This window comes from Pectobacterium sp. PL64 (assembly GCF_022477975.1).
GTDB lineage: Bacteria > Pseudomonadota > Gammaproteobacteria > Enterobacterales > Enterobacteriaceae > Pectobacterium > Pectobacterium jejuense.
The window spans coordinates 1,764,436-1,785,433 of the sequence record NZ_CP092070.1; the positions used below are offsets into that span (position 1 = coordinate 1,764,436).

Sequence of the window (20,998 nt, forward strand, 5' to 3'; positions counted from 1 at the left end):
TTCAATGCGCTATTTTCTATTTTTCTTTATATAGTTCAGTATGTTGTGGTTTTTCCTTCAATCTACTGCTGCGTCACCTGCAATGGTTCGAAGCGGCTGACCTGATTGTTAAGGGCGTTGAAGGCGCGATCAAGAACAAGACCGTGACTTACGATTTCGAACGTCTGATGGAAGGCGCGAAGCTGCGTAAATGTAGCGAGTTTGCTCAAGACATCATCGACAATATGTAATCTGCTATTCAGCGCAGATGAAAATCAGGGGCCAATTTGGCCCCTTTTTCTTTATGGGTGACCAATACTCTGTGAGCCGGGGATGAGCCGGAAATACATGTGTTCGGGAATCGGGCTGTCCCAGCCGCCGATGTACATCGCAAAGCCGATCATGCCGAAAAGGATGCCGAGCACCAGTACCGTCATCGTGATACCGGACAGTGCAGTGTGTCGCCATAGCGGTTTGGTTGTTTCACTGCCTTTTGCCTGTGAACCCGAGAGCTTCTTCAGCGAAAAATGAAGCGTCGATGCCACCGGGCAGGATTCGACGCAGGTCATGCAGGCCGTGCATTCCGCTGTTCTCACCTGAATGAGCTTATCCACCGGGATGTTAGACGGGCAGGCCTTGGCGCACTTGCCGCAATCGATACAGCTGGTGGCATTGCGACGAATCTTGAAGGGCGACAGCAGTGAAAATACTCCCATGAGCGCACCGTAAGGACAAAGGTAGCGGCACCAAAAATGGCGGACGAACAGGCTGACAAACGTAAAAAGAAAAACGCAGACTAACGTGATGGTGCCGATATTGCGGAAGAAGCCGAGCATTTTAACGTCGGCGATCAAACCGTAGGGCGACATCAGGAACATATAAATGCCCTGTGCTGGCATGGATAAGGCGATATAGAGGAAAAAGCCTAATAATAGATATTTCAGGCTGCGCAGTGGAATATCCAGCCACTTCGGAAGAATGAAGTGACGTCCAAATATTTTTTTCCCCAATGCACCTACCCACTCGGAAATTGTGCCGATAGGGCACAGCCAGGAGCAGAACGATTTCTTCAGCAACAGGCTGGTGAGAACAAATGCGATAAGTAATAGCATTGACGCAAGGTGGATAGGGGGAAAATTACCCGTTTCCCACGTGAATTTAACGTTCATCAATCCGGCAATTGGCAGCCAGCCTTCTATGCCGCCTGGCCTCGACATATAAAGGCTCGTGCCGCCAGTTTCAAAGTAGCGTACCCAAAAATAGAAGGTGATGCCGATATAAACGTTAATCGCCAATAGCAGAGTTTGCGTCGCTCTGCGCCAGGTCAGGGCGTTGCGCCAGTCATTCCAGGGAAGTTTACCGCCAGTGGTTCCGGGGCGACGTTGCCACCGCTTTCTTGCTTTCTCATTCATTGCTCTCAATTGCCCCCATTTATTTTTTTCACTCGGCGCTTTCAATACACCGAAGGGATCGTGGGGCAACGTTATCACGCTCAGAATGGTTAAAAATTGATTTGTGCATTGTAAATGCATGTTTGTGGTTTTTTTAGCTGATTGATTTGAATAAGAAGAGAGGGGTAAGAGAGCAGAAGGGCGATTTTTTCTAAGAGCAAGATGAGAGATATAAAAAAGAATGGATACGCAAACGTACCCATTCTATTAATTACCGGACGGTATTATTTTTTAATATATCTGTCATGCTTCAAATTGCATGTGTGGTCCGGCATCAACGTATAGGAATGCCTTGCTACATTTGCACAATTCTCATGACGTAGGTTATTTTTATTAAAAGCAAAAATTATAGTTGTTATTAAATGATCTGTTTTTATTGTTTTCTTTTAATTATCACCTGGGCTTTTAATTCATGGCTTTTTAGATTATGCCTGAGTGTGCTGTTTGGCCTGTAGCTCCTCTTTTCGCATCGTTCTGACAATTTTATAAATCCATTGCAGCGAGACATTATATTTTTTAGCCAGCGCGCTGTGATTGCGTCCGTCAAACTCTTCATAGATTTGAAGATCGCGTTGAGACGCGCGCCAGGAGATTCCCATCGGGAAATAAACGTTTTGCCCGCCCCATACGGTCATCATATGTTTGGCAACAGCATTGCCGACCAGCTCGGCAGTTTGTGGATCTAACTCCGTGACGGTTTTGACCGTATCGGCAACGTGTTGAGAAAGCTCGACCAGAAGCTCAGGACCTTTACTGCGAAATTGTGGCTCAGTCATAAATCACCCTATTGTTATGTGTGTTGTTACTGACGTGAAAACTGGGTTGTTACCTTTGCAGAGACTTCCCTGCTGCTATGTGCCTATTTAAAACTATAGTTGTTTTCATGTCAACATCTTTAGTTTTAATTTAAGTTGTTTTTGGTTGTAAAAAGAAATGACAACGGGAAGGGCTACACGCAAAAGAGGCCGATGAGGGACAAAAAAAATCCCGCCACAGGGCGGGAAAGGAACAACATAGACAGGGTGAATAACACAACATCAACAAGGGTTGATGAAACAATAGCACGGTGATTGTATAAAACTGTTGCGCGTAGGTAAGGTTACTTGGGCGGGGGTAAACGTTTTTTAGCGCTGAAACGTTTGTTGATAAAGCGGTTACTCACAACTCTTTTATAGGCAAAATATTTGTTGATAAAACAAACCGGTGTCCGTATCGGTCCACCGGTTTTGATGAGAAGAAAAGAGAGCGCTATAGCGCGGGATACCGCCAGTATCGGGCTATAGCAGCACCGAATACCAGAACACGCGGCCAATGATCTCGACGTCAGATTCGTAGGCTTCTTCATCAGTCTCGCGATTGAAGCTATGGATGACGAGAAGACCGCCCGGCTTGCGGTAAAGTTGTTTGATTCGTTTTAGTTTGTCGTTGCCGCCGCCTTCCTGAGCGATGGCGTAGAGCTTTCCATCAATGATGCGTTTGTTGTTGGTATCAACCGCAACGGTGGTGCCATCAGGAATGATGGGTTCCATACTGTCGCCCGCTGCCGGGAAACAAAGAATGCCTGAACCGTCCGTATTTGCACCCACCTTACGCAGCGTTGCTTTGGAGAAACGGAGCTTAAAACCGTTGTAATCCTCACTTTGAATGCGTCCGTCGCCGCAGGCAAACTCAATATCCTTTAAAAAAGGCACTTCCACCTCGTCCTCTGATAGTTCTGTTGTGCTGTCCCAAGCTGATACGGTGCCCCATTCGGATTTTGGCGGAATGCTGGGTTCCTGAAGCGAGCGAGTGACTTCGCTGCTACGCATTGGGTCTTCGCCGTTTGCCAGCCATTCAGGGCGAACATGTAGTGCATTGGAAAGCTCAACAATTTTGGTTGTCTGCGACGCTTTCCCCACCTCGATCTTCTGTATGGCGGCCTGAGATACGCCAATCATGTCGCCAAGTGCTTTTTGGCTAAGCCCTTGTGCAGTTCTGGCGGTCTTTAATCGTTCTGCAAGTGTCGTTTTCATTCGTTCAATGTACAACCTAGGTTGTCATTTATCAAGCGGGTATTAATCTTGTTTAAAAAAACCACCGCCGTTCGTCATTAGCGCATGCAATAGCCACGCATGAATACAACTTTGAGTACGATTTAAGTTGTTATCCTATGGCGCTAATCCTGTGTGGTTGAATGAGATAACGTCGGCATCCCTAAGCGCTATGGCTCAACTATCAAAAATCCTAATAAGTATCAGGCAGTCATAGTATCGTCTTATTCCACCGCCTGATTTGCTTTAAACGTGTGAGTCACTTGATCTAAATCACAATCTGGCCGTATGCATTTTGCTCTTATGGAAATCCCGCTGTGGGAAATATAACCAATAAATTCGTTTCATTAAGCATACGCATGACTGCGTGTCGCGGAGGATGTATGTCTGTAATTCGCACGTGTTTAAGTCTGTTTGGTGGTGATACGGTAATTGTTCGGTGTACAAATACCTTTGAAGTGCAAATGAGCAGTAGCGAACAGGAAACCATGACGGAAGAGAATAGTGCTACGCAGGATTCGATTTACCGTCATGCAGAAGGCGAAGTGTATTTAACGGTGCCTTATACCGGGATTTGGGATGTCGTGATCCGAGCAAAAAATGATACGCCTGAGCATTCAATAACCTATTTCCCCGCCTGATGACGCTCTGGTTGGTTATATTCTGTTAATAACTTGATAATACGTTGTCGTTATCTGCTCATGAGTACTTGAATATACCAACCTTCCCCTTCCTTTTCTTCCCTCATTGCTCAACGTTGTGAGTACGTCGGTATCTTTCTATTTCGTTTTTCATCTATTATCTTAATTGATGCTTCCACTTGTTATTATTCATGATTCGCAGGGGTGATAGAGTCTGGATCTTTTGCCATACTCATACTCAGCCACCATGCATCTTGACTCTTGGCAAGATAGGGTACTTTGTTTGCTAACGTTTGGCTTGCTGTTCTTATCGTGCTCATTGCTGCAACATTTTGGATTTATAGCTAAATTTTTGTCTAATCTGAACATTAATACGATGGGAGGGGGGAACCCATGAGTCGTGCCCCAATAAGCAAAGATGAAGACAAACGTCTTGCTGCTCTTCGTGAGTATGGAATTAAGAACGTATTATTCGACCCGGGTCTGAGTAACCTGATTAGTCTGGCGGCTAACATTTTCAGCGTGCCTATCGTTTTGGTGTCGTTGGTCGAGGCTGAACGCCAACTGTTTGCCGCCAGCGTGGGTGTTCCTTTTTGCGAAACGCCTCGCGATATCTCTTTTTGCGCGCATACGATCCTAAAGAAAAAGATCATGGTGGTGCCCGATGCCCTTAAGGATGCGCGTTTTAAAAATAACCCGCTGGTTGTGGGCGTTCCCTACATTCGTTTTTATGCCGGGATTCCATTAATTACGCCGTCCGGGCATGCCATCGGCACCTTGTGCATTATCGATTTGAAACCCAGAACGACATTCACCAAACGTGATGAGCATAATTTGCAGGATCTGGCTTCATTAGTCATGGACAAGCTGGAAATGCGACGTCTGGAACTGGCGCGTAAAGCCAGTCAGGTGCGTTTTGAAAATATTGCCAATACCTCGCCTGATACCATTTTGTGCGTTAATGAGAAGGGGATGATCACCTTCTGGAATACCGCAGCGGAACACATGCTGGAATATACTGACGAGGAAATTATTGGCCGCAGTATTAATACCATCGTACCTGATGCCTTTGTCGTGCAGCTCAATCATCTGGTCACCGATCGGGATTCGATGATGAAAGGCGTGACGCTGGAACTGAACGTACAAGCCAAAAGCGGTTGTCTGGTTCCAGTCGAATTGTCGGTTTCGATGTGGGAAGACAACGACAATGTTAGCTATGGCGCGATATTGCGTGACATTACAGAACGGCGACGCAATGAAGAGCGTCTGTTCTTACTCGCGCATCTGGATCCACTAACCGGATTGGCAAACCGCACGCTGCTGACATCCAATCTGGAAACTGCACTAAAGAATGAACCTGCGGTTTGTATCATGATGGTCGATCTGGACGGGTTCAAAGATGTGAATGACAGTCTGGGGCATTCCAGCGGCGATAATATTCTGGTGCATGTCGCCAAAAAAATAAAAGCCACGGTTCGCTCCGGTGATGTTGTCGCGCGAATGGGCGGGGATGAGTTTGCGCTACTGTTTCCCGGCCTGAGTGACAAAAAGGTCGCGGGCAAAATTGCTGAGCAAATCATCCATGAAATTTCGCAGGCGATGATTATTGACGATCATCAAATCAATATTAGTGCCAGCATTGGTGCGGTGCTGTACCCAGAATATGGGCTGACCGTGCAGGACCTGTTGACCAGCGCGGATCTGGCGCTGTATCAGGCGAAATCTGAAGGTCGAAACTGCTACCGCTTTTTTACGCGCGAGCTGCTTGAGGTCTTTCAGGCTAAGCATGCCTTCCAGTTAGAATTTGTGCGTGCTTACGAGCAGCATGAGTTTGAGATGTTCTACCAGCCACAGGTCAAACTGGCGACGAATGAGATTGTTGGTGCCGAGGCGCTGCTGCGCTGGCGTCATCCGGAAAGAGGGCTGCTTAGCCCTGCGGCCTTTCTTACCGCACTGGAAAACGGCCCGTGGGCAGAACGCGTCGGGGATTGGATCGTCGAAACGGCATGCCGGCAGGCGGCGGAATGGAGCCAGGCGAGCGATAGCTACTTTCGTATCAGCATTAATCTTTTCAGCGCACAGTTTCGTACCGGTATGTTGGCGCAAAAGATTATGGATATTCTTGCGCGTACCGGGTTACAGCCAGGTTCTCTGGAGCTGGAAATCACGGAAAATATCATCCTGCGTTACGATGAAAGTATGTTGCAGCCGTTAAATACGCTGCGTGAAGCGGGAATCGGTATTGCTTTTGATGATTATGGCACGGGCTATGCGTCACTCAGCATGCTTAAAAACTACCCGGTGACTCGGCTGAAAATTGATCAAACGTTTGTCAGAACCATGTGCGAGTCTCCGCCGGATGCGGCGATTGTTCGAGCGATCCTGTATCTCGGGAAAAGTTTCGGTCTGGGGGTGATTGCCGAGGGGGTCGAAACATTAGAGCAGAGCGAGCGTCTGCGGGGTAAAGGGTGTGAGGAAGCGCAGGGATATCTGTTTGGACATCCAATGCCTGCCGAGGAATTCACCCAGTTACTGAAATTGAATAAGCCAATAGACTTTTAAGCAAGACAGACGTTTAAACAAGATAGACGAACGGCGGTTTTACCATCCAGCCTTACCAGAAAGCCAGCGCCCGCTGGCTTTCATACTTTGCGCTCCCTGCGCGGTTCACAGACTAAAAAGTGGAATCTGGATCACATTTTTTCTATAGTGCTGGCTCGTAACCCAGTACCGGATGTCCCGTGCACGAAATATTTGAGATGCTCCTTGCGGTCTTCGACCGCGCCGCCCTGATGCTGATCTGTCTGTTTTTCCTAACCAGAACGCGTCAGTTCCGGCAATTACTGCAAAAAGAGCAACACTCGCCAGGAGAGCGGGTGACGGTGACTGCCATCTTTTCACTGTTTGCGCTGTTTGGTACCTATTCCGGCATTAATGTTGAAGGGTCGCTCGTCAACGTGCGTGTAATTGCCGTGATGTCCGGCGGCATTCTCTTCGGTCCTTGGGTCGGCATTGCGACTGGTATCATTGCGGGAGCGCATCGTTACCTCATTGATATTGATGGTATCACCTCCGTCCCTTGTCTGATTACCAGCATTATCGCGGGTATCACTTCCGGCTACATCAATAAGAAAGTCAAAAAAGAGCAGCAGTGGAGCATCGGGATTCTGGGCGGCATGCTGTGTGAGTCGTTAACCATGTTGCTGGTTGTGGTATGGGCGACGCCGATTGAATTAGGGCTCGATATTGTTTCAAAAATTGCGGTGCCGATGATTCTTGGCTCTGTTTGTATTGGCCTGATCGTCTTGCTGGTGCAAAGCGTGGCGAATGAAAAAGAGGTGATTGCCGCGAGGCAGGCCAAACTTGCGCTGGATATCGCACACAAAACACTGCCGTATTTCCGCAACATCAACAGCGATTCACTGACAGCCATCTGTAGGATCATTCGGACTGAAATTAATGCAGATGCGGTGGCAATAACGAACACGCAGCACATTCAGGCGTATGTGGGAATTGGGGAAGAAAAGTATAATATCGGCCACGACATTATCAGCCCCATGACGCAGCAGGCGATTCATGACGGGAAAATCATCATTAAAAATAATGATGAACAGCACCTGACGCCGGAAATCCATTCGATGATCGTCATCCCACTGTGGGAACACGGGCAGGTAACCGGCACGCTGAAAATATATTATCGCCATGCGCATAAAATTACCTATTCATTACGCGTGATGGCTGTCGGTTTATCGCAAATCATGTCGACGCAAATTGAAGTGTCCCGCACCGAGCAGTTGCGTGATATGGCAAATAAAGCGGAACTGAGAGCGCTGCAAAGTAAGATCAATCCGCACTTTCTTTTTAATGCGCTGAATGCGATTTCCTCATCTATTCGTATTAATCCCGATACCGCGCGCCAACTGGTGATCAATCTGTCTCGCTATTTGCGCTATAACCTCGAGCTTAACGACGATGCGCTGATCGATATAAAAAAAGAGCTGTACCAGATTCAGGATTATATCGCGATTGAGCAGGCGCGGTTCGGTGCCAAGCTAACGGTGATTTACGATATCGACGACGATTTAGCGTACAAAATCCCCAGTTTGTTAATTCAGCCGCTGGTAGAAAACGCGATTGTGCACGGCATTCAGCCTTGCAGAGGCAAAGGAACCGTGGTGCTGTCCGTGAAGGAGCAGGGCGATAAGCTGCTGGTGGCGGTAAAAGATACGGGTAATGGCATTAGTCAGGAAACGATGGATCGCGTCGCGCGCAATGAACTGCCGGGGAATAGAATTGGTCTGCTGAATGTCCATCACCGGGTTCGCCTGCTTTATGGCGATGGGCTGCATATTCGCCGTCTGGAACCGGGGACCGAAATTTATTTCTACATTCCACGAGAAGATAAAACCCCGTCGGCGCTGCCGGATGCCATTCAGGTGCCGCCGCCGGGCTCTTCTGCTGCTGAACAAACAGGAGGCAACCCATGAAAGCCATTATTGTTGAAGATGAGTTCCTCGCGCAGCAAGAGCTGAGTTACCTAATCAAACAGCACAGTGATATTACGATTGAGGCGACATTCGATGACGGGCTGGATGTACTGAAATATCTGCAACATAACGAGGTCGATGCGATCTTTCTGGATATCAATATTCCCTCGTTAGATGGCGTCTGGCTGGCGCAAAATATCAGCAAATTCGCGCATAAGCCTTACATTATTTTTATTACTGCGTACAAAGAACACGCCGTTGAGGCGTTTGAAGTCGAAGCCTTCGATTACATTCTTAAGCCGTATCATGAATCACGTATCGTCACGATGTTGCGTAAGCTGGAAGCAACCTGGCAACAGCGACAAATAGCACCTGCTGTTGAAACGGGCGTGCCTTCTGGTGCCCCGAGAAGTGCGCAGCACACCATTAACCTGATGAAAGACGAACGGATTATCGTCACGGATATTAACAATATCTACTATGCGGCCGCGCAGGAAAAGGTCACGCTGGTTTATACCCGGCGTGAGGAATTCATCATGCCGATGAATATTACGGAGTTTTGCAGCCGCTTGCCGGAAGAGTACTTCTTCCGCTGCCATCGCTCTTACTGCGTCAACCTGACGAAAATCCGTGAAATTGTGCCGTGGTTTAATAATACCTATATCCTGCGATTGAACGATCTGGATTTTGAAGTCCCGGTAAGCCGAAGCAAGATAAAGGCGTTCAGGTCATTGATGCGCCTTTAACGGCATTTCATTCCGCGTTTCAGGCATCTCATTCCCCATTCGATCAACCACTGTCAGCCCGCTTGTATACTGGCCTCAGCCCATAAGCTGACAGTGTTTTGATGGATTCTCTCTTCTCCACATCAGCTTATATTTTTTAGTGTGCCGAGTGAATCGGACCAATTTTTGATGTAGGGGAAAGCCCATGAATACCAAACCTGTTAACCGGGGATTGATTGTCCTCGGTACGATCATCACCCAAATGGGACTCGGCACGATTTACACCTGGAGTTTATTCAACCAGCCGCTGGTGGACAAATTTGGCTGGACGCTGAGCTCCGTGGCGACGACGTTTTCCATTACCAGTTTCTGTCTGGCCTTCGCCACGCTGTTTGCCGGTAAGTTTCAAGAGCGTATTGGTTTACGCCGCTTAACGATGATCGCCGGTATCGCGCTGGGCGCGGGGCTGATGGCGAGTGCGGCAAGCCCGTCACTGACGCTGATTTATCTGTTGATGGGCGTTGTTGTCGGTTTTGCGGACGGCACGGCTTACATCACGACGCTGTCTAATTTGATCAAATGGTTCCCGAACCGCAAAGGATTGATTGCGGGCATTTCTGTTGGCGCATTTGGTACCGGAAGCCTGCTGTTCAAATACGTAAACAGCTTCTTGATTGCGGAAGTGGGTGTGTCAGAAGCCTTTTTCTACTGGGGCATTATCGTCATGGCGATGATTCTGGTTGGTAGTTCACTGCTGAAAGAACCTGCTGCGGTACCCGTTCAACAAGCTGCGGTTCAGGGGCAGGCGCGTGATTTCTCGCTGGCTGAAATGTTGGCAACCAAAGAATCGTATTTGCTGTTTATTATCTTCTTCACCGCGTGTATGAGCGGCCTGTATTTGATTGGCATTGTGAAAGATATCGGTGTGCAAATGGCCGGAATGGATATGGCCATGGCGGCCAATGCCGTGTCTGCGATTGCGATTTTTAATACCGTTGGACGTATTGTGCTGGGTGCGCTTTCCGATAATGTCGGGCGTATGCGGGTGATCAGTTTTACCCTGTTCGTGACGATTCTGGCGGTGTCAGTGATGACGTTCCTGCCGCTTAACCCGCTGCTGTTCTTTACCTGTGTCAGCGCGATTGCCTTCTGCTTTGGTGGCAATATCACGGTGTTCCCGGCGATTGTTGGCGACTTCTTCGGCCTGAAAAATCACAGCAAAAACTACGGCGTGATTTATCAGGGATTCGGTATTGGCGCATTGTCTGGCTCATTTATCGCTGCTCAACTCGGAGGCTTCCAGGCTACCTTTATGGCCATCATCATTATGTCTGTCGTTTCGCTTCTGATCACCCTGTGGGTTAAACCACCGAAACATCAGCCCGTTGCGGCCTCAATGCGTACGGATATGGCACACGCACAGAGCTAATCGAATACCTCGGCGGGTAGTCGAAGGACTGTCCGCCACAAGGTTTTTCTGACATAAGGTTTTTCTGCCACACGATTTCCCCTCTCTTATCGGCTGAAATATCGCGATACAGTTCATCACTTCCCCGGTCATCTACGTGTCACAGGCGAACCCTAGCGTCGTTATCAGCACGCCTTTTTCCTAAAACACGTTTTCCAAAATGAAATTTTCCTAAAAATAACGCGATTTTCCTAAAAATAAATCGTACCGGAGAAAACATCATGATGATTCGTTTTAGGTTCACGTCTGTTGTTTTGATGCTGTTAAGTGTGGTCTTGCTCATTCCGCTGTCTGCCACGGCGGCTGTTGAGCTGACGTTTTGGCATGGCATGGACAGCAACCTGAACACGGAATTAATACGGCTGGTCAATCGGTTTAACGAATCTCAGACGGTGTATCACGTTGAACCTATCTACAAGGGCAGCTATGAACAGACGCTGGCCGCTGGCATTGCCGCTTATCGCACGGGGAACGCGCCGGATATTTTGCAGGTTTATGATGTCGGTACACCGAATATGATGCACAGCGGGGCGATTATCCCGGTGTTCGATCTGTTCAATCAGGTTGGTATCGATAATAACGAAAACGCCTTTTTGCCTGCGGTGGGGCTGTTTTACAGCGACAGCAAGACCGGACACCTGATTTCCCAGCCGTTTAACAGTTCAACCCCCGTTCTCTACTACAACAAAGATGCGTTTATTAAAGCGGGGCTCGATCCTGACAAGCCGCCACGCACCTGGAATGAGCTGGCGTACGACGCGATGCGGCTGCGTGAAAGTGGGATGACATGCGGCTATACGAATGCAGGGCAGCAGGGCTGGATATTACTGGAAGCCTTTAGCGTGTGGAACGGATTGCCGATTGCGACGAAAAACAATGGCTTCGATGGTGTCGATGCGCACCTGTTGGTGAATGGTCCGTTACAGGTCGCCCACATCACACAGCTTGCGGAGATGATGAAGAAGAAGGAATTCAGCTACTTTGGCCGCAATGATGAAGGCACCACGCGCTTTTATAACGGCGACTGCGGCATATTGACGACGTCATCGGGTGGGCTACGTAAGATTCAGAACTATGCCAAATTTCACTACGGTGTAGGCATGCTGCCTTACAGCGAGGAAGCGAAAGGCGCGCCGCAGAATACGTTCATCGGAGGGGCAAGCCTTTGGGTCATGAAAGGGAAAGCAGCATCGCATTATCAAGGGATCGCTGAGTTCCTGCATTTCCTCACGCTGCCGGAAAATGCCGCCGAATGGCATCAGATGACGGGCTATCTACCGGTGACGCAACCCGCTTACGAGCTCACGCGCGATCAGGGATTCTATGCCCGATATCCCGGCAGCGATGTGGCGATGAAACAGCTCACCAATAAACCGCCACTGCCTTATACGCGCGGGTTCCGCTTGGGCAACATGCCACAAATTCGCACCATCATGGATGAAGAACTGGAGAAGGTCTGGGCAGAGCAAGAAACGCCGCAGCAGGCGCTGGACAATGTGGTTTCTCGAGGCGATCTCCTGTTGCAGCATTTCGCGCAGTCGGTTTCCCGTCACTCGTGACATTTCTCGTTGATTTGGAGTTTTCGACAGATGACAAGGCAAAATAGAGGCATAACTCAGGACGTGATTGCGGGGCAAAACGCGACGATTCTGGCAGTGGCACATCGTGGCGTTTGGGATTCGGCACCGGAAAATTCGCTGGCGGCGCTGCGTGAGGCGATTCGTCTGGGCGTTGATATCGTGGAAATTGATGCGCAATTAACGGCAGATAGCCACGTTGTCGTGATTCATGATGATACGCTCGATCGCACGAGCGATATGAGTGGCTGCATTGGCAAGATGACGCTGGCGGAGATTCGTCAGGCTCGTCTACGCGGGAGCGATGGCGGTTCGTCATGGCCATTGAGTAACGAAAAAGTCCCGTTGTTGTATGAAATTCTCGAAGAGGCGCGAGGGCGTATTGTCATCAATGTGGATGTCAAACACGAGCAGGAATTTGGTGTGATCGCCCGTGATATTCGCGATAAAGGCCTGAGTGCGGGCGTGATCATGAAAAGCCCGGTTGATTTTGCTTCTGCCCGTTTTCCGATCGTATCACCGTCGCTGGATACCCAAGTGCCCTATATGCCGATGATCCACCTCAAACGGGGGAAAACTGTCGATATTTTGCGACAGATTGATGATATTGGCGTCGGCATTGTTGAAGCCAATTTTGATCATATTGATGCGGTGACCGAAGCGTATGCCGAGTTTCAACGGCTTGGGGTACGGATTTGGGTGAATACGCTGGATTGTTCGCATTCGCTCGACTATAGCGACACGCGAGCCTTAGCCGAACCTGACGCCGTATGGGGCGCATTAATTCGCGCTGGGGTGGGGGCGATTCAGGTGGATCACGCTGCCGAATTTATCGAATTTCGCTCAACGTTGTCGCGCTGACATATCAGGATTGACAGCCGGCAGGATGCCGCTTTCCTTTTGAAAAGTGTAAAGTTATGTGGATTTAGTAACTGAAAAGTTAAGAATGCTTGAAAATGCCACGGCAACCCATACGATGTATGAGTGCAAACTTTATCTTTCTGCAAGAGGAAATCAGACCTTTATGATGCGTATTGCGCTTTTCCTGATCACCAACCTGGCGGTGATGTTGGTTTTCGGGCTGGTACTCAGCCTGACGGGAATTCAGTCCAGCAGTGTCCAGGGCTTAATGATTATGGCTGGGCTGTTTGGCTTTGGCGGTGCGTTTGTTTCACTGCTGATGTCTAAATGGATGGCGTTACGGTCCGTTGGCGGTGAAGTCATTGAACAACCACGTAACGAAACTGAACGCTGGCTGATGGAAACGGTTCGTTCACAGTCACAGCAGGTTGGGATCGCGATGCCACAGGTGGCAATCTACCATGCACCGGACATCAATGCGTTCGCAACGGGAGCCCGTCGTGATGCGTCGCTGGTGGCCGTGAGTACGGGTTTACTGCAAAACATGAGCCGTGACGAAGCGGAAGCTGTTATCGCGCATGAGATTAGCCACATCGCGAATGGCGACATGGTGACCATGACGTTGGTTCAGGGGATCGTAAACACCTTCGTTATCTTTATCTCTCGTCTTATCGCACAAGTTGTTTCCGGTTTCCTGTCCGGCAACCGTGACGAAGGTGAAAGCAGCAATGGTAACCCGCTGGTTTACTTTGCTGTCGCCACCGTGCTGGAACTGGTGTTTGGTATTCTTGCCAGCATCATTACCATGTGGTTCTCACGCTACCGTGAATTCCATGCGGATGCGGGTTCAGCCAAGCTGGTGGGGCGTGAGAAAATGATCGCTGCACTGCAACGCCTGAAGACCAGCTATGAGCCGCAGGAAGAGAGCAGCATGATGGCTTTCTGCATTAACGGAAAATCGAAATCCTTCAGCGAACTGTTCATGTCACACCCGCCGTTGGATAAGCGTATCGAAGCGCTGCGCTCCGGCGAATACCTGAAGTAATTTACGATATTATCTTCTAAAGCTATCCTCCCAAAGGCCCATTCGGGCCTTTGTTATTTCTGCGTTTATTGGTTCAGCGATCCTGCGTTTTCTCCGCCCGAATGTTTTCATTAGATCTGAAACAGGTGGTGAAAATATGAAGAATGTTTTATAAAATAAAACCACGATCACGGAAAAATGAAACATTGTTTCTATAATGCCGATATAACAGGCGTCTCGCGTGAGATTGGTGGCCTGATTTTTGAACAACCGGTGTCGGGATGACCGATTTATCGGGCGAACGAAATGTCAGGTTATCGAAGAGTATGCGCGTGTGGCGTCAGATTCTTCATGATAAGTTCTAAGGATTTACGGATGGCCAAAGGTAACAAGATCCCCCTAACGTTCCATACCTACCAGGATTCAGCAACCGGCACCGAAGTTGTGCGCTTAACCCCGCCCGATGTTATCTGCCATCGCAACTATTTCTACCAGAAGTGTTTCTTCAATGACGGCAGCAAGCTGCTGTTTGGTGCTGCATTTGATGGCCCGTGGAACTACTATCTGCTGGATTTAAAAGAGCAGAGCGCCACGCAGCTGACAGAAGGCAAAGGCGACAACACCTTCGGTGGCTTCCTGTCTCCGAATGACGATGCGCTGTATTACGTTAAAAATACTCGCAATCTGATGCGTGTCGATCTGGTTACGCTGGAAGAGAAAACGATTTATCAGGTGCCTGACGATTGGGTCGGCTACGGTACCTGGGTTGCCAACTCCGATTGCACCAAAATGGTCGGTATTGAGATCAAAAAAGAAGACTGGAAACCACTGACCGATTGGAAAAAATTCCAGGAATTCTATTTCACCAATCCTTGCTGTCGTCTGATTCGTGTCGATTTGATAACGGGCGAAGCGGAGACTATCCTTCAGGAAAACCAGTGGCTGGGTCATCCAATTTACCGTCCGGGTGATGACAACACGGTTGCTTTCTGCCACGAAGGTCCACATGACCTGGTTGATGCGCGTATGTGGTTCATCAATGAAGATGGCACCAACATGCGTAAAGTAAAAGAGCATGCGGAAGGCGAAAGCTGCACCCACGAATTCTGGGTTCCAGATGGTTCAGCGATGATTTACGTCTCTTACCTTAAAGACGATACCAATCGCTACATCCGCAGCATCGATCCGGTTACGCTGGAAGATCGCCAACTGCGCGTAATGCCGCCGTGTTCTCACCTGATGAGTAACTATGATGGCACGCTGCTGGTGGGTGATGGTTCCGATGCGCCGGTCGACGTGCAGGACGATGGCGGTTACAAAATTGAGAACGATCCGTTCCTGTATGTTTTCAATCTGAAAACAGGCAAAGAACATCGCATTGCACAGCACAATACATCTTGGGACGTGTTGGAAGGCGACCGTCAGGTTACTCACCCACATCCTTCCTTTACGCCAGATAATAAACAAGTGCTGTTTACTTCTGACGTAGATGGAAAGCCTGCGCTGTATCTGGCGAAGGTTCCTGATTCAGTCTGGCACTAATAATACTAATAAATCCGCGTCACATTTTATGGCGCGGATTATTCTAAAATATTTTCTTACATATTATTTTATTAAGTCTCTGACGCGGTTATTTCTCAAACTTAACTTGATTATCGTTATTGCTCCATTGCCATAATCAAAGCGTTCCCTTTATACTAAAACCATTGTTCTATTTTTTTTAAAACAAAAAAACCTGAGTAGGGTAACCACAAAAATGGCTAGTGCAGATTTAGATAAACAACCCGATTCCGTGTCGTCCGTTTTAAAGGTTTTTGGTATTTTACAGGCATTAGGTGAAGAGAGAGAAATTGGTATTACCGAGCTTTCTCAGCGAGTCATGATGTCCAAGAGTACCGTTTACCGCTTCTTGCAGACGATGAAATCCCTGGGCTATGTTGCGCAGGAAGGTGAATCAGAGAAATATTCGCTGACGCTCAAGTTGTTTGAACTTGGGGCAAAAGCATTGCAGAACGTAGATTTAATCCGCAGTGCGGATATACAGATGCGTGAGTTGTCTGCACTAACGCGAGAAACGATCCACCTTGGCGCGTTGGATGAAGACGGCATCGTTTATATCCACAAGATTGATTCGATGTATAACCTGCGTATGTATTCACGCATTGGCCGCCGCAATCCGCTGCACAGTACCGCAATTGGTAAAGTGCTGTTGGCATGGCGCGATCGCAGCGAAGTGGAAGAGGTTCTGTCGACCGTCGAATTCACTCGCAGTACGCCACACACGCTGTGCTCTGCTGAAGCGCTTCTCAACCAATTGGATGTCGTGCGTGAGCAAGGCTACGGAGAAGACAACGAAGAGCAAGAAGAAGGGCTGCGTTGTATCGCTGTTCCAGTATTCGATCGTTTTGGCGTGGTGATTGCGGGCCTCAGTATTTCTTTCCCAACGATTCGTTTTTCAGAAGAAAACAAACACGAATATGTTGCTATGCTGCACTCCGCAGCCAGAAATATCTCTGAGCAAATGGGCTACCACGATTACCCTTTCTGATATTCCCTATCAATGCCTGAGCCTGTCCTTGCCGACAGGCTTTTTTATGGCGTGCCACAAGCGACGTTGAAAAACGTTCCCCACGTTTTTTATTTTTGCACCAATATGATAGCGGTGCGCATCAACACGATGTGAGTAACGGATAGGGTTGGGTATCGAACTTGGCTATGCCACGGTGGTAAGATAGCCCACAGGTACCTGTCATAAGTGGTTATAAGTGGAGTCGTTGTGAACATATTAGAAGTGGTTTTTGTCTTGCTGATTGTGCTGCTGGCCGCGCTGGTCTGGTTTTTTGTTAATCGGGCGAGTGTCAGAGCGAATGAGCAAGTGAAATTGCTGCAGGAAATCGTAGAGCAGCAACGCCAGCAGTTAGCGTTATTGAAAAAATTGCTGCCCCAGAATGCAGAGAAAAGTGAGCCTGAGGCGCTTGCCGCTGAGCGCGATCGTGATGATGTGGAGTTAACGTTTAAAAGTGTCATCCCGGAACGTTAATGGCTCAATCACTGTGTAACGCGTAAAACACCTATCCCTTTGCCTGCTTACGTCATCCTTCATGCTGATGGCGTAAGCAGGCATTGTTATAAAATGAAGAAGGCTTTACAGGAAGCACAAAAACAACATGGCAAATGCTCAAAACAACATAGCAAACGATCAACAGGAATTGGTTCTAAAACGAGGGTTAAAGAATCGACATATTCAACTGATTGCGCTGGGTGGCGCAATTGGTACCGGATTGTTTTTAGGGATATCGCAGACTATCCAAATGGCAGGGCCGTCCGTTTTATTGGGCTATGCGATTGCCGGAATGATTGCGTTTCTGATTATGCGGCAGTTGGGTGAGATGGTGGTGGAGGAGCCGGTAGCGGGTTCATTTAGCCATTTTGCCTATAAGTACTGGGGCGATTTTGCCGGCTTTCTGGCGGGCTGGAACTACTGGGCGATGTTTATTCTGGTAGGGATGGCTGAACTGACGGCCGTGGGGATTTATATTCAATACTGGTGGCCTGAAACGCCAACCTGGCTGTCCGCGGCAATATTCTTCGTGCTGATCAACCTTATCAATCTGGTTAATGTGCGTATGTTTGGGGAAACGGAATTCTGGTTTGCCCTGATCAAAGTGCTGGCCATCGTTGGGATGATTGTCTTCGGCAGTTGGTTGTTGCTGAGTGGCAATGGCGGCGAAACAGCAACGGTGCGTAACTTATGGATCCATGGCGGATTCATGCCGAATGGCGCAAGTGGATTGATCATGGCGATGGCGGTGATCATGTTTTCATTCGGCGGTCTGGAATTGGTGGGTATCACTGCTGCCGAAGCGGCCGATCCGAAGCGTTCTATTCCGCAGGCGACCAATCAGGTGGTCTATCGCATCCTGATTTTCTATATCGGCGCGCTATCTATTTTGTTATCGCTTTATCCGTGGGGAAATGTCGTCGATGGCGGGAGTCCGTTTGTCCTGATTTTCCAGGCGCTGAATAGCAATATTGTGGCAAACGTACTTAACATCGTGGTACTCACGGCAGCGTTATCGGTTTATAACAGCGGTGTGTACTGCAATAGTCGGATGCTGTACGGTTTGGCAAAACAGGGAAATGCGCCGAAATCTCTTGCGAAGGTCAACGCGCGCGGTGTCCCCGTTCGTTCTATCGTGCTGTCAGCATTAGCGACATCGTTCGGCGTAGCGATCAACTATCTCATGCCAGGCAAAGCCTTTGAGCTGTTGATGGCGCTGGTGGTGTCGACGCTGGTGATTAACTGGATCATGATCTGCTTTGCACACCTGCGCTTTCGTCAGGCGATGATAGAGAAGGGCGTTGTTCCTGCGTTTAAAGCCTTCTGGTATCCGTGGGGTAACTACCTGTGTCTGGCGTTTCTGGCGGGCATTCTGGTGATTATGCTGCTGTCTCCGGGGATTCGCATTTCGGTCATCTTAATTCCGTTCTGGATTGCCATCATTTGGCTTGGCTTCCGATTCTCTCGCAAAAATAATGCAGCGATGAAGTCGGTGCAGACACAGTAAACACGCTGTGGCTTGTTCATCACGATGCAAAGATGAACAGGCCACCATCCGGCTTTAACACACAAGTTATAAGGTGTATTATTGCCTCGACGTTATCCATGTCACGCTAATGCGCGCCTTTAGAGTTCGCATCATGTGTATATATTTCACAGAGTAAAGAGAAATAGCATGGCTAACACTTTTGATTTTCAATTGATATACGATTTTTTGCATGTGAGCTTTCGTGTGGCTCACCACTGTAAATAAGGGAATTATAATGCCAGTTATCACCCTTCCTGATGGAAGTCAGCGTCATTACGACCACGCCGTTTCTCCCCTCGATGTTGCACTTGATATTGGTCCCGGTCTGGCAAAAGCCTGTATCGCAGGACGTGTCAATGGCGAGCTGGTTGATGCCAGCGATAAGATCGATACCGATGCGCAGTTAGCCATCATCACCGCTAAAGATGAAGCCGGTCTGGAAATTATTCGCCACTCCTGTGCGCACCTATTGGGCCATGCGATTAAGCAACTGTGGCCAGATACCCAAATGGCGATTGGTCCCGTTATCGATAACGGTTTTTACTATGACGTTGATATCGACCGTACCCTGACTCAGGAAGACATTGAGCTGCTCGAAAAGCGCATGCATGAGCTTGCTGATACTGACTATGACGTCATTAAGAAAAAAGTCAGTTGGCAAGAAGCGCGCGATGCGTTCGCTGCACGCGGTGAGACCTACAAAATGGCGATTCTGGATGAGAACATCAGTCGTGATGATCGTCCAGGTCTGTATCACCATGAAGAATACATCGATATGTGCCGTGGTCCGCACGTACCGAATATGCGTTTCTGCCACCATTTTAAATTGCAGAAAACGTCCGGCGCTTACTGGCGTGGCGACAGCAAAAACAAAATGCTGCAACGCATCTACGGCACCGCATGGGCAGATAAAAAGCAACTGGCTTCTTATTTGCAACGTCTTGAAGAAGCGTCTAAGCGCGACCATCGCAAGATCGGCAAACAGCTTGACCTGTACCATATGCAGGAAGAAGCGCCAGGTATGGTGTTCTGGCACAACGACGGCTGGACGATCTTCCGCGAGCTGGAAGCGTTTGTACGCATGAAGCTGAAGTCGTACCAGTATCAGGAAGTAAAAGGTCCATTCATGATGGACCGAGTGATGTGGGAAAAAACCGGTCACTGGGAAAACTACAAAGAAGCGATGTTCACGACGTCATCAGAAAACCGTGAATACTGCATCAAGCCAATGAACTGCCCAGGCCACGTACAGATTTTCAATCAGGGATTGAAATCATACCGCGATCTGCCGCTGCGTATGGCGGAGTTCGGTAGCTGTCACCGTAATGAACCGTCAGGCTCTCTGCATGGCTTAATGCGTGTACGCGGCTTCACTCAGGACGATGCGCACATCTTCTGTACGGAAGAGCAGGTTCGTGATGAAGTGAACAGCTGCATCAAGATGGTGTATGACATGTACAGCACCTTCGGTTTTGAAAAAATCGTGGTGAAACTGTCTACACGTCCTGAAAAACGTATTGGTAGCGATGAGATGTGGGATCGCGCTGAAGCCGATTTGGCGGCCGCGTTGACTGAAAATAACATCGAATTCGCCTATCAGCCGGGTGAAGGGGCGTTCTACGGCCCAAAAATTGAATTTACCCTGCATGACTGTTTGGATCGTGCGTGGCAGTGTGGTACGGTGCAACTCGACTTTTCATTACCGGGCCGTCTGAACGCGTCTTACGTTGGCGAAAGCAACGAGCGTCAGGTTCCGGTTATGATTCACCGGGCTATTTTGGGATCAATGGAGCGTTTCATCGGTATTCTGACCGAAGAATTCGCCGGTTTCTTCCCGACCTGGTTAGCCCCGGTTCAAGCGGTGATTATAAATATCACTGATAGCCAGTCTGATTATGTCAACGAATTGACCCGAAAACTGCAAGAAGCGGGCATTCGTGTAAAAGCAGACTTGAGAAATGAGAAGATAGGCTTTAAAATCCGCGAACACACTTTACGCCGGGTTCCCTATATGCTGGTTTGTGGCGACAAAGAGGTCGAGGCAGGAAAAGTTGCTGTCCGTACTCGTCGTGGTAAAGACCTTGGGAGCATGGATGTCAGTGAAGTCATCAGTAAGCTGCAGCAAGAGATTCGCAGCCGTAGTCTTCATCAATTGGAGGTATAGGT

At 48.7% G+C, this 20,998-nt stretch carries 16 protein-coding genes and 1 pseudogene; 14 read left to right on the forward strand and 3 right to left on the reverse strand.

Features of this window, described 5'->3' with window-relative positions; all coding sequences use genetic code 11:
* Positions 1–62 precede the first annotated feature (62 nt).
* Positions 63–230, forward strand: a pseudogene (locus HP572_RS07705) (NADP-dependent isocitrate dehydrogenase); the annotation flags it as partial.
* 51 nt (positions 231–281) lie between these two features.
* On the opposite strand, the gene HP572_RS07710 reads toward HP572_RS07705, so the two are convergent.
* The 3 genes from HP572_RS07710 to HP572_RS07720 form a co-directional block, all read right to left on the reverse strand.
* Positions 282–1,391 (reverse strand): 4Fe-4S binding protein, encoded by a 1,110-nt coding sequence (locus HP572_RS07710; RefSeq protein ID WP_240585263.1) that lies wholly within the window; start codon positions 1,389–1,391, stop codon positions 282–284.
* Between the two features lie 464 nt (positions 1,392–1,855).
* Positions 1,856–2,206 carry a Mor transcription activator family protein gene (locus tag HP572_RS07715; RefSeq protein ID WP_010275738.1) on the reverse strand — a complete coding sequence of 117 codons (351 nt, stop codon included), beginning with the start codon at positions 2,204–2,206 and terminating at the stop codon, positions 1,856–1,858.
* Between the two features lie 501 nt (positions 2,207–2,707).
* Complete coding sequence (locus HP572_RS07720; RefSeq protein WP_240585264.1) at positions 2,708–3,442, reverse strand: helix-turn-helix transcriptional regulator; 735 nt, start codon at positions 3,440–3,442, stop codon at positions 2,708–2,710.
* Between the two features lie 482 nt (positions 3,443–3,924).
* On the opposite strand from HP572_RS07720, the gene HP572_RS07725 reads away from it, so the two are divergent.
* The 13 genes from HP572_RS07725 (at position 3,925) to thrS (ending at position 20,996) form a co-directional block, all read left to right on the forward strand.
* Entirely contained in the window at positions 3,925–4,101 is a 177-nt protein-coding gene (locus tag HP572_RS07725) for a hypothetical protein (protein WP_240346330.1), read from the forward strand.
* A gap of 393 nt (positions 4,102–4,494) precedes the next feature.
* Entirely contained in the window at positions 4,495–6,663 is a 2,169-nt protein-coding gene (locus HP572_RS07730; RefSeq protein WP_240585265.1) for an EAL domain-containing protein, read from the forward strand.
* A 179-nt stretch (positions 6,664–6,842) separates the two neighbouring features.
* On the forward strand, positions 6,843–8,588 hold the full coding sequence (locus HP572_RS07735) for a sensor histidine kinase (RefSeq protein WP_205550665.1): 1,746 nt from the start codon (positions 6,843–6,845) through the stop codon (positions 8,586–8,588).
* On the forward strand, positions 8,585–9,334 hold the full coding sequence (locus HP572_RS07740; protein WP_205550663.1) for a LytTR family DNA-binding domain-containing protein: 750 nt from the start codon (positions 8,585–8,587) through the stop codon (positions 9,332–9,334). Before HP572_RS07735 ends, HP572_RS07740 begins: the two co-directional genes overlap by 4 nt.
* A 184-nt stretch (positions 9,335–9,518) precedes the next feature.
* The gene (locus HP572_RS07745; RefSeq protein ID WP_205550661.1) at positions 9,519–10,742 is read left to right on the forward strand and encodes an OFA family MFS transporter; all 1,224 of its coding nucleotides are present in this window, start codon (positions 9,519–9,521) and stop codon (positions 10,740–10,742) included.
* Positions 10,743–11,005: 263 nt separating this feature from the next.
* Entirely contained in the window at positions 11,006–12,340 is a 1,335-nt protein-coding gene (ugpB, locus tag HP572_RS07750; protein WP_240585723.1) for a sn-glycerol-3-phosphate ABC transporter substrate-binding protein UgpB, read from the forward strand.
* A gap of 30 nt (positions 12,341–12,370) precedes the next feature.
* Positions 12,371–13,219, forward strand: a complete 849-nt coding sequence (locus tag HP572_RS07755) for a glycerophosphodiester phosphodiesterase family protein (RefSeq protein WP_240585266.1) — start codon at positions 12,371–12,373, stop codon at positions 13,217–13,219.
* 163 nt (positions 13,220–13,382) lie between these two features.
* Positions 13,383–14,264, forward strand: coding sequence for a protease HtpX (htpX, locus tag HP572_RS07760; protein ID WP_240585267.1), 882 nt, complete (start codon positions 13,383–13,385; stop codon positions 14,262–14,264).
* Positions 14,265–14,618: 354 nt separating this feature from the next.
* The gene (gene ogl / locus HP572_RS07765) at positions 14,619–15,785 is read left to right on the forward strand and encodes an oligogalacturonate lyase (protein ID WP_240585268.1); all 1,167 of its coding nucleotides are present in this window, start codon (positions 14,619–14,621) and stop codon (positions 15,783–15,785) included.
* 214 nt (positions 15,786–15,999) lie between these two features.
* Positions 16,000–16,791, forward strand: coding sequence for a DNA-binding transcriptional regulator KdgR (gene kdgR, locus HP572_RS07770; protein WP_240585269.1), 792 nt, complete (start codon positions 16,000–16,002; stop codon positions 16,789–16,791).
* A gap of 228 nt (positions 16,792–17,019) precedes the next feature.
* The gene (locus HP572_RS07775) at positions 17,020–17,283 is read left to right on the forward strand and encodes a YebO family protein (protein WP_010275709.1); all 264 of its coding nucleotides are present in this window, start codon (positions 17,020–17,022) and stop codon (positions 17,281–17,283) included.
* Positions 17,284–17,410: 127 nt separating this feature from the next.
* Positions 17,411–18,811, forward strand: a complete 1,401-nt coding sequence (locus HP572_RS07780; protein ID WP_240585270.1) for an amino acid permease — start codon at positions 17,411–17,413, stop codon at positions 18,809–18,811.
* Between the two features lie 256 nt (positions 18,812–19,067).
* Positions 19,068–20,996, forward strand: a complete 1,929-nt coding sequence (gene thrS / locus HP572_RS07785; protein WP_205550652.1) for a threonine--tRNA ligase — start codon at positions 19,068–19,070, stop codon at positions 20,994–20,996.
* Positions 20,997–20,998: the final 2 nt, after the last annotated feature.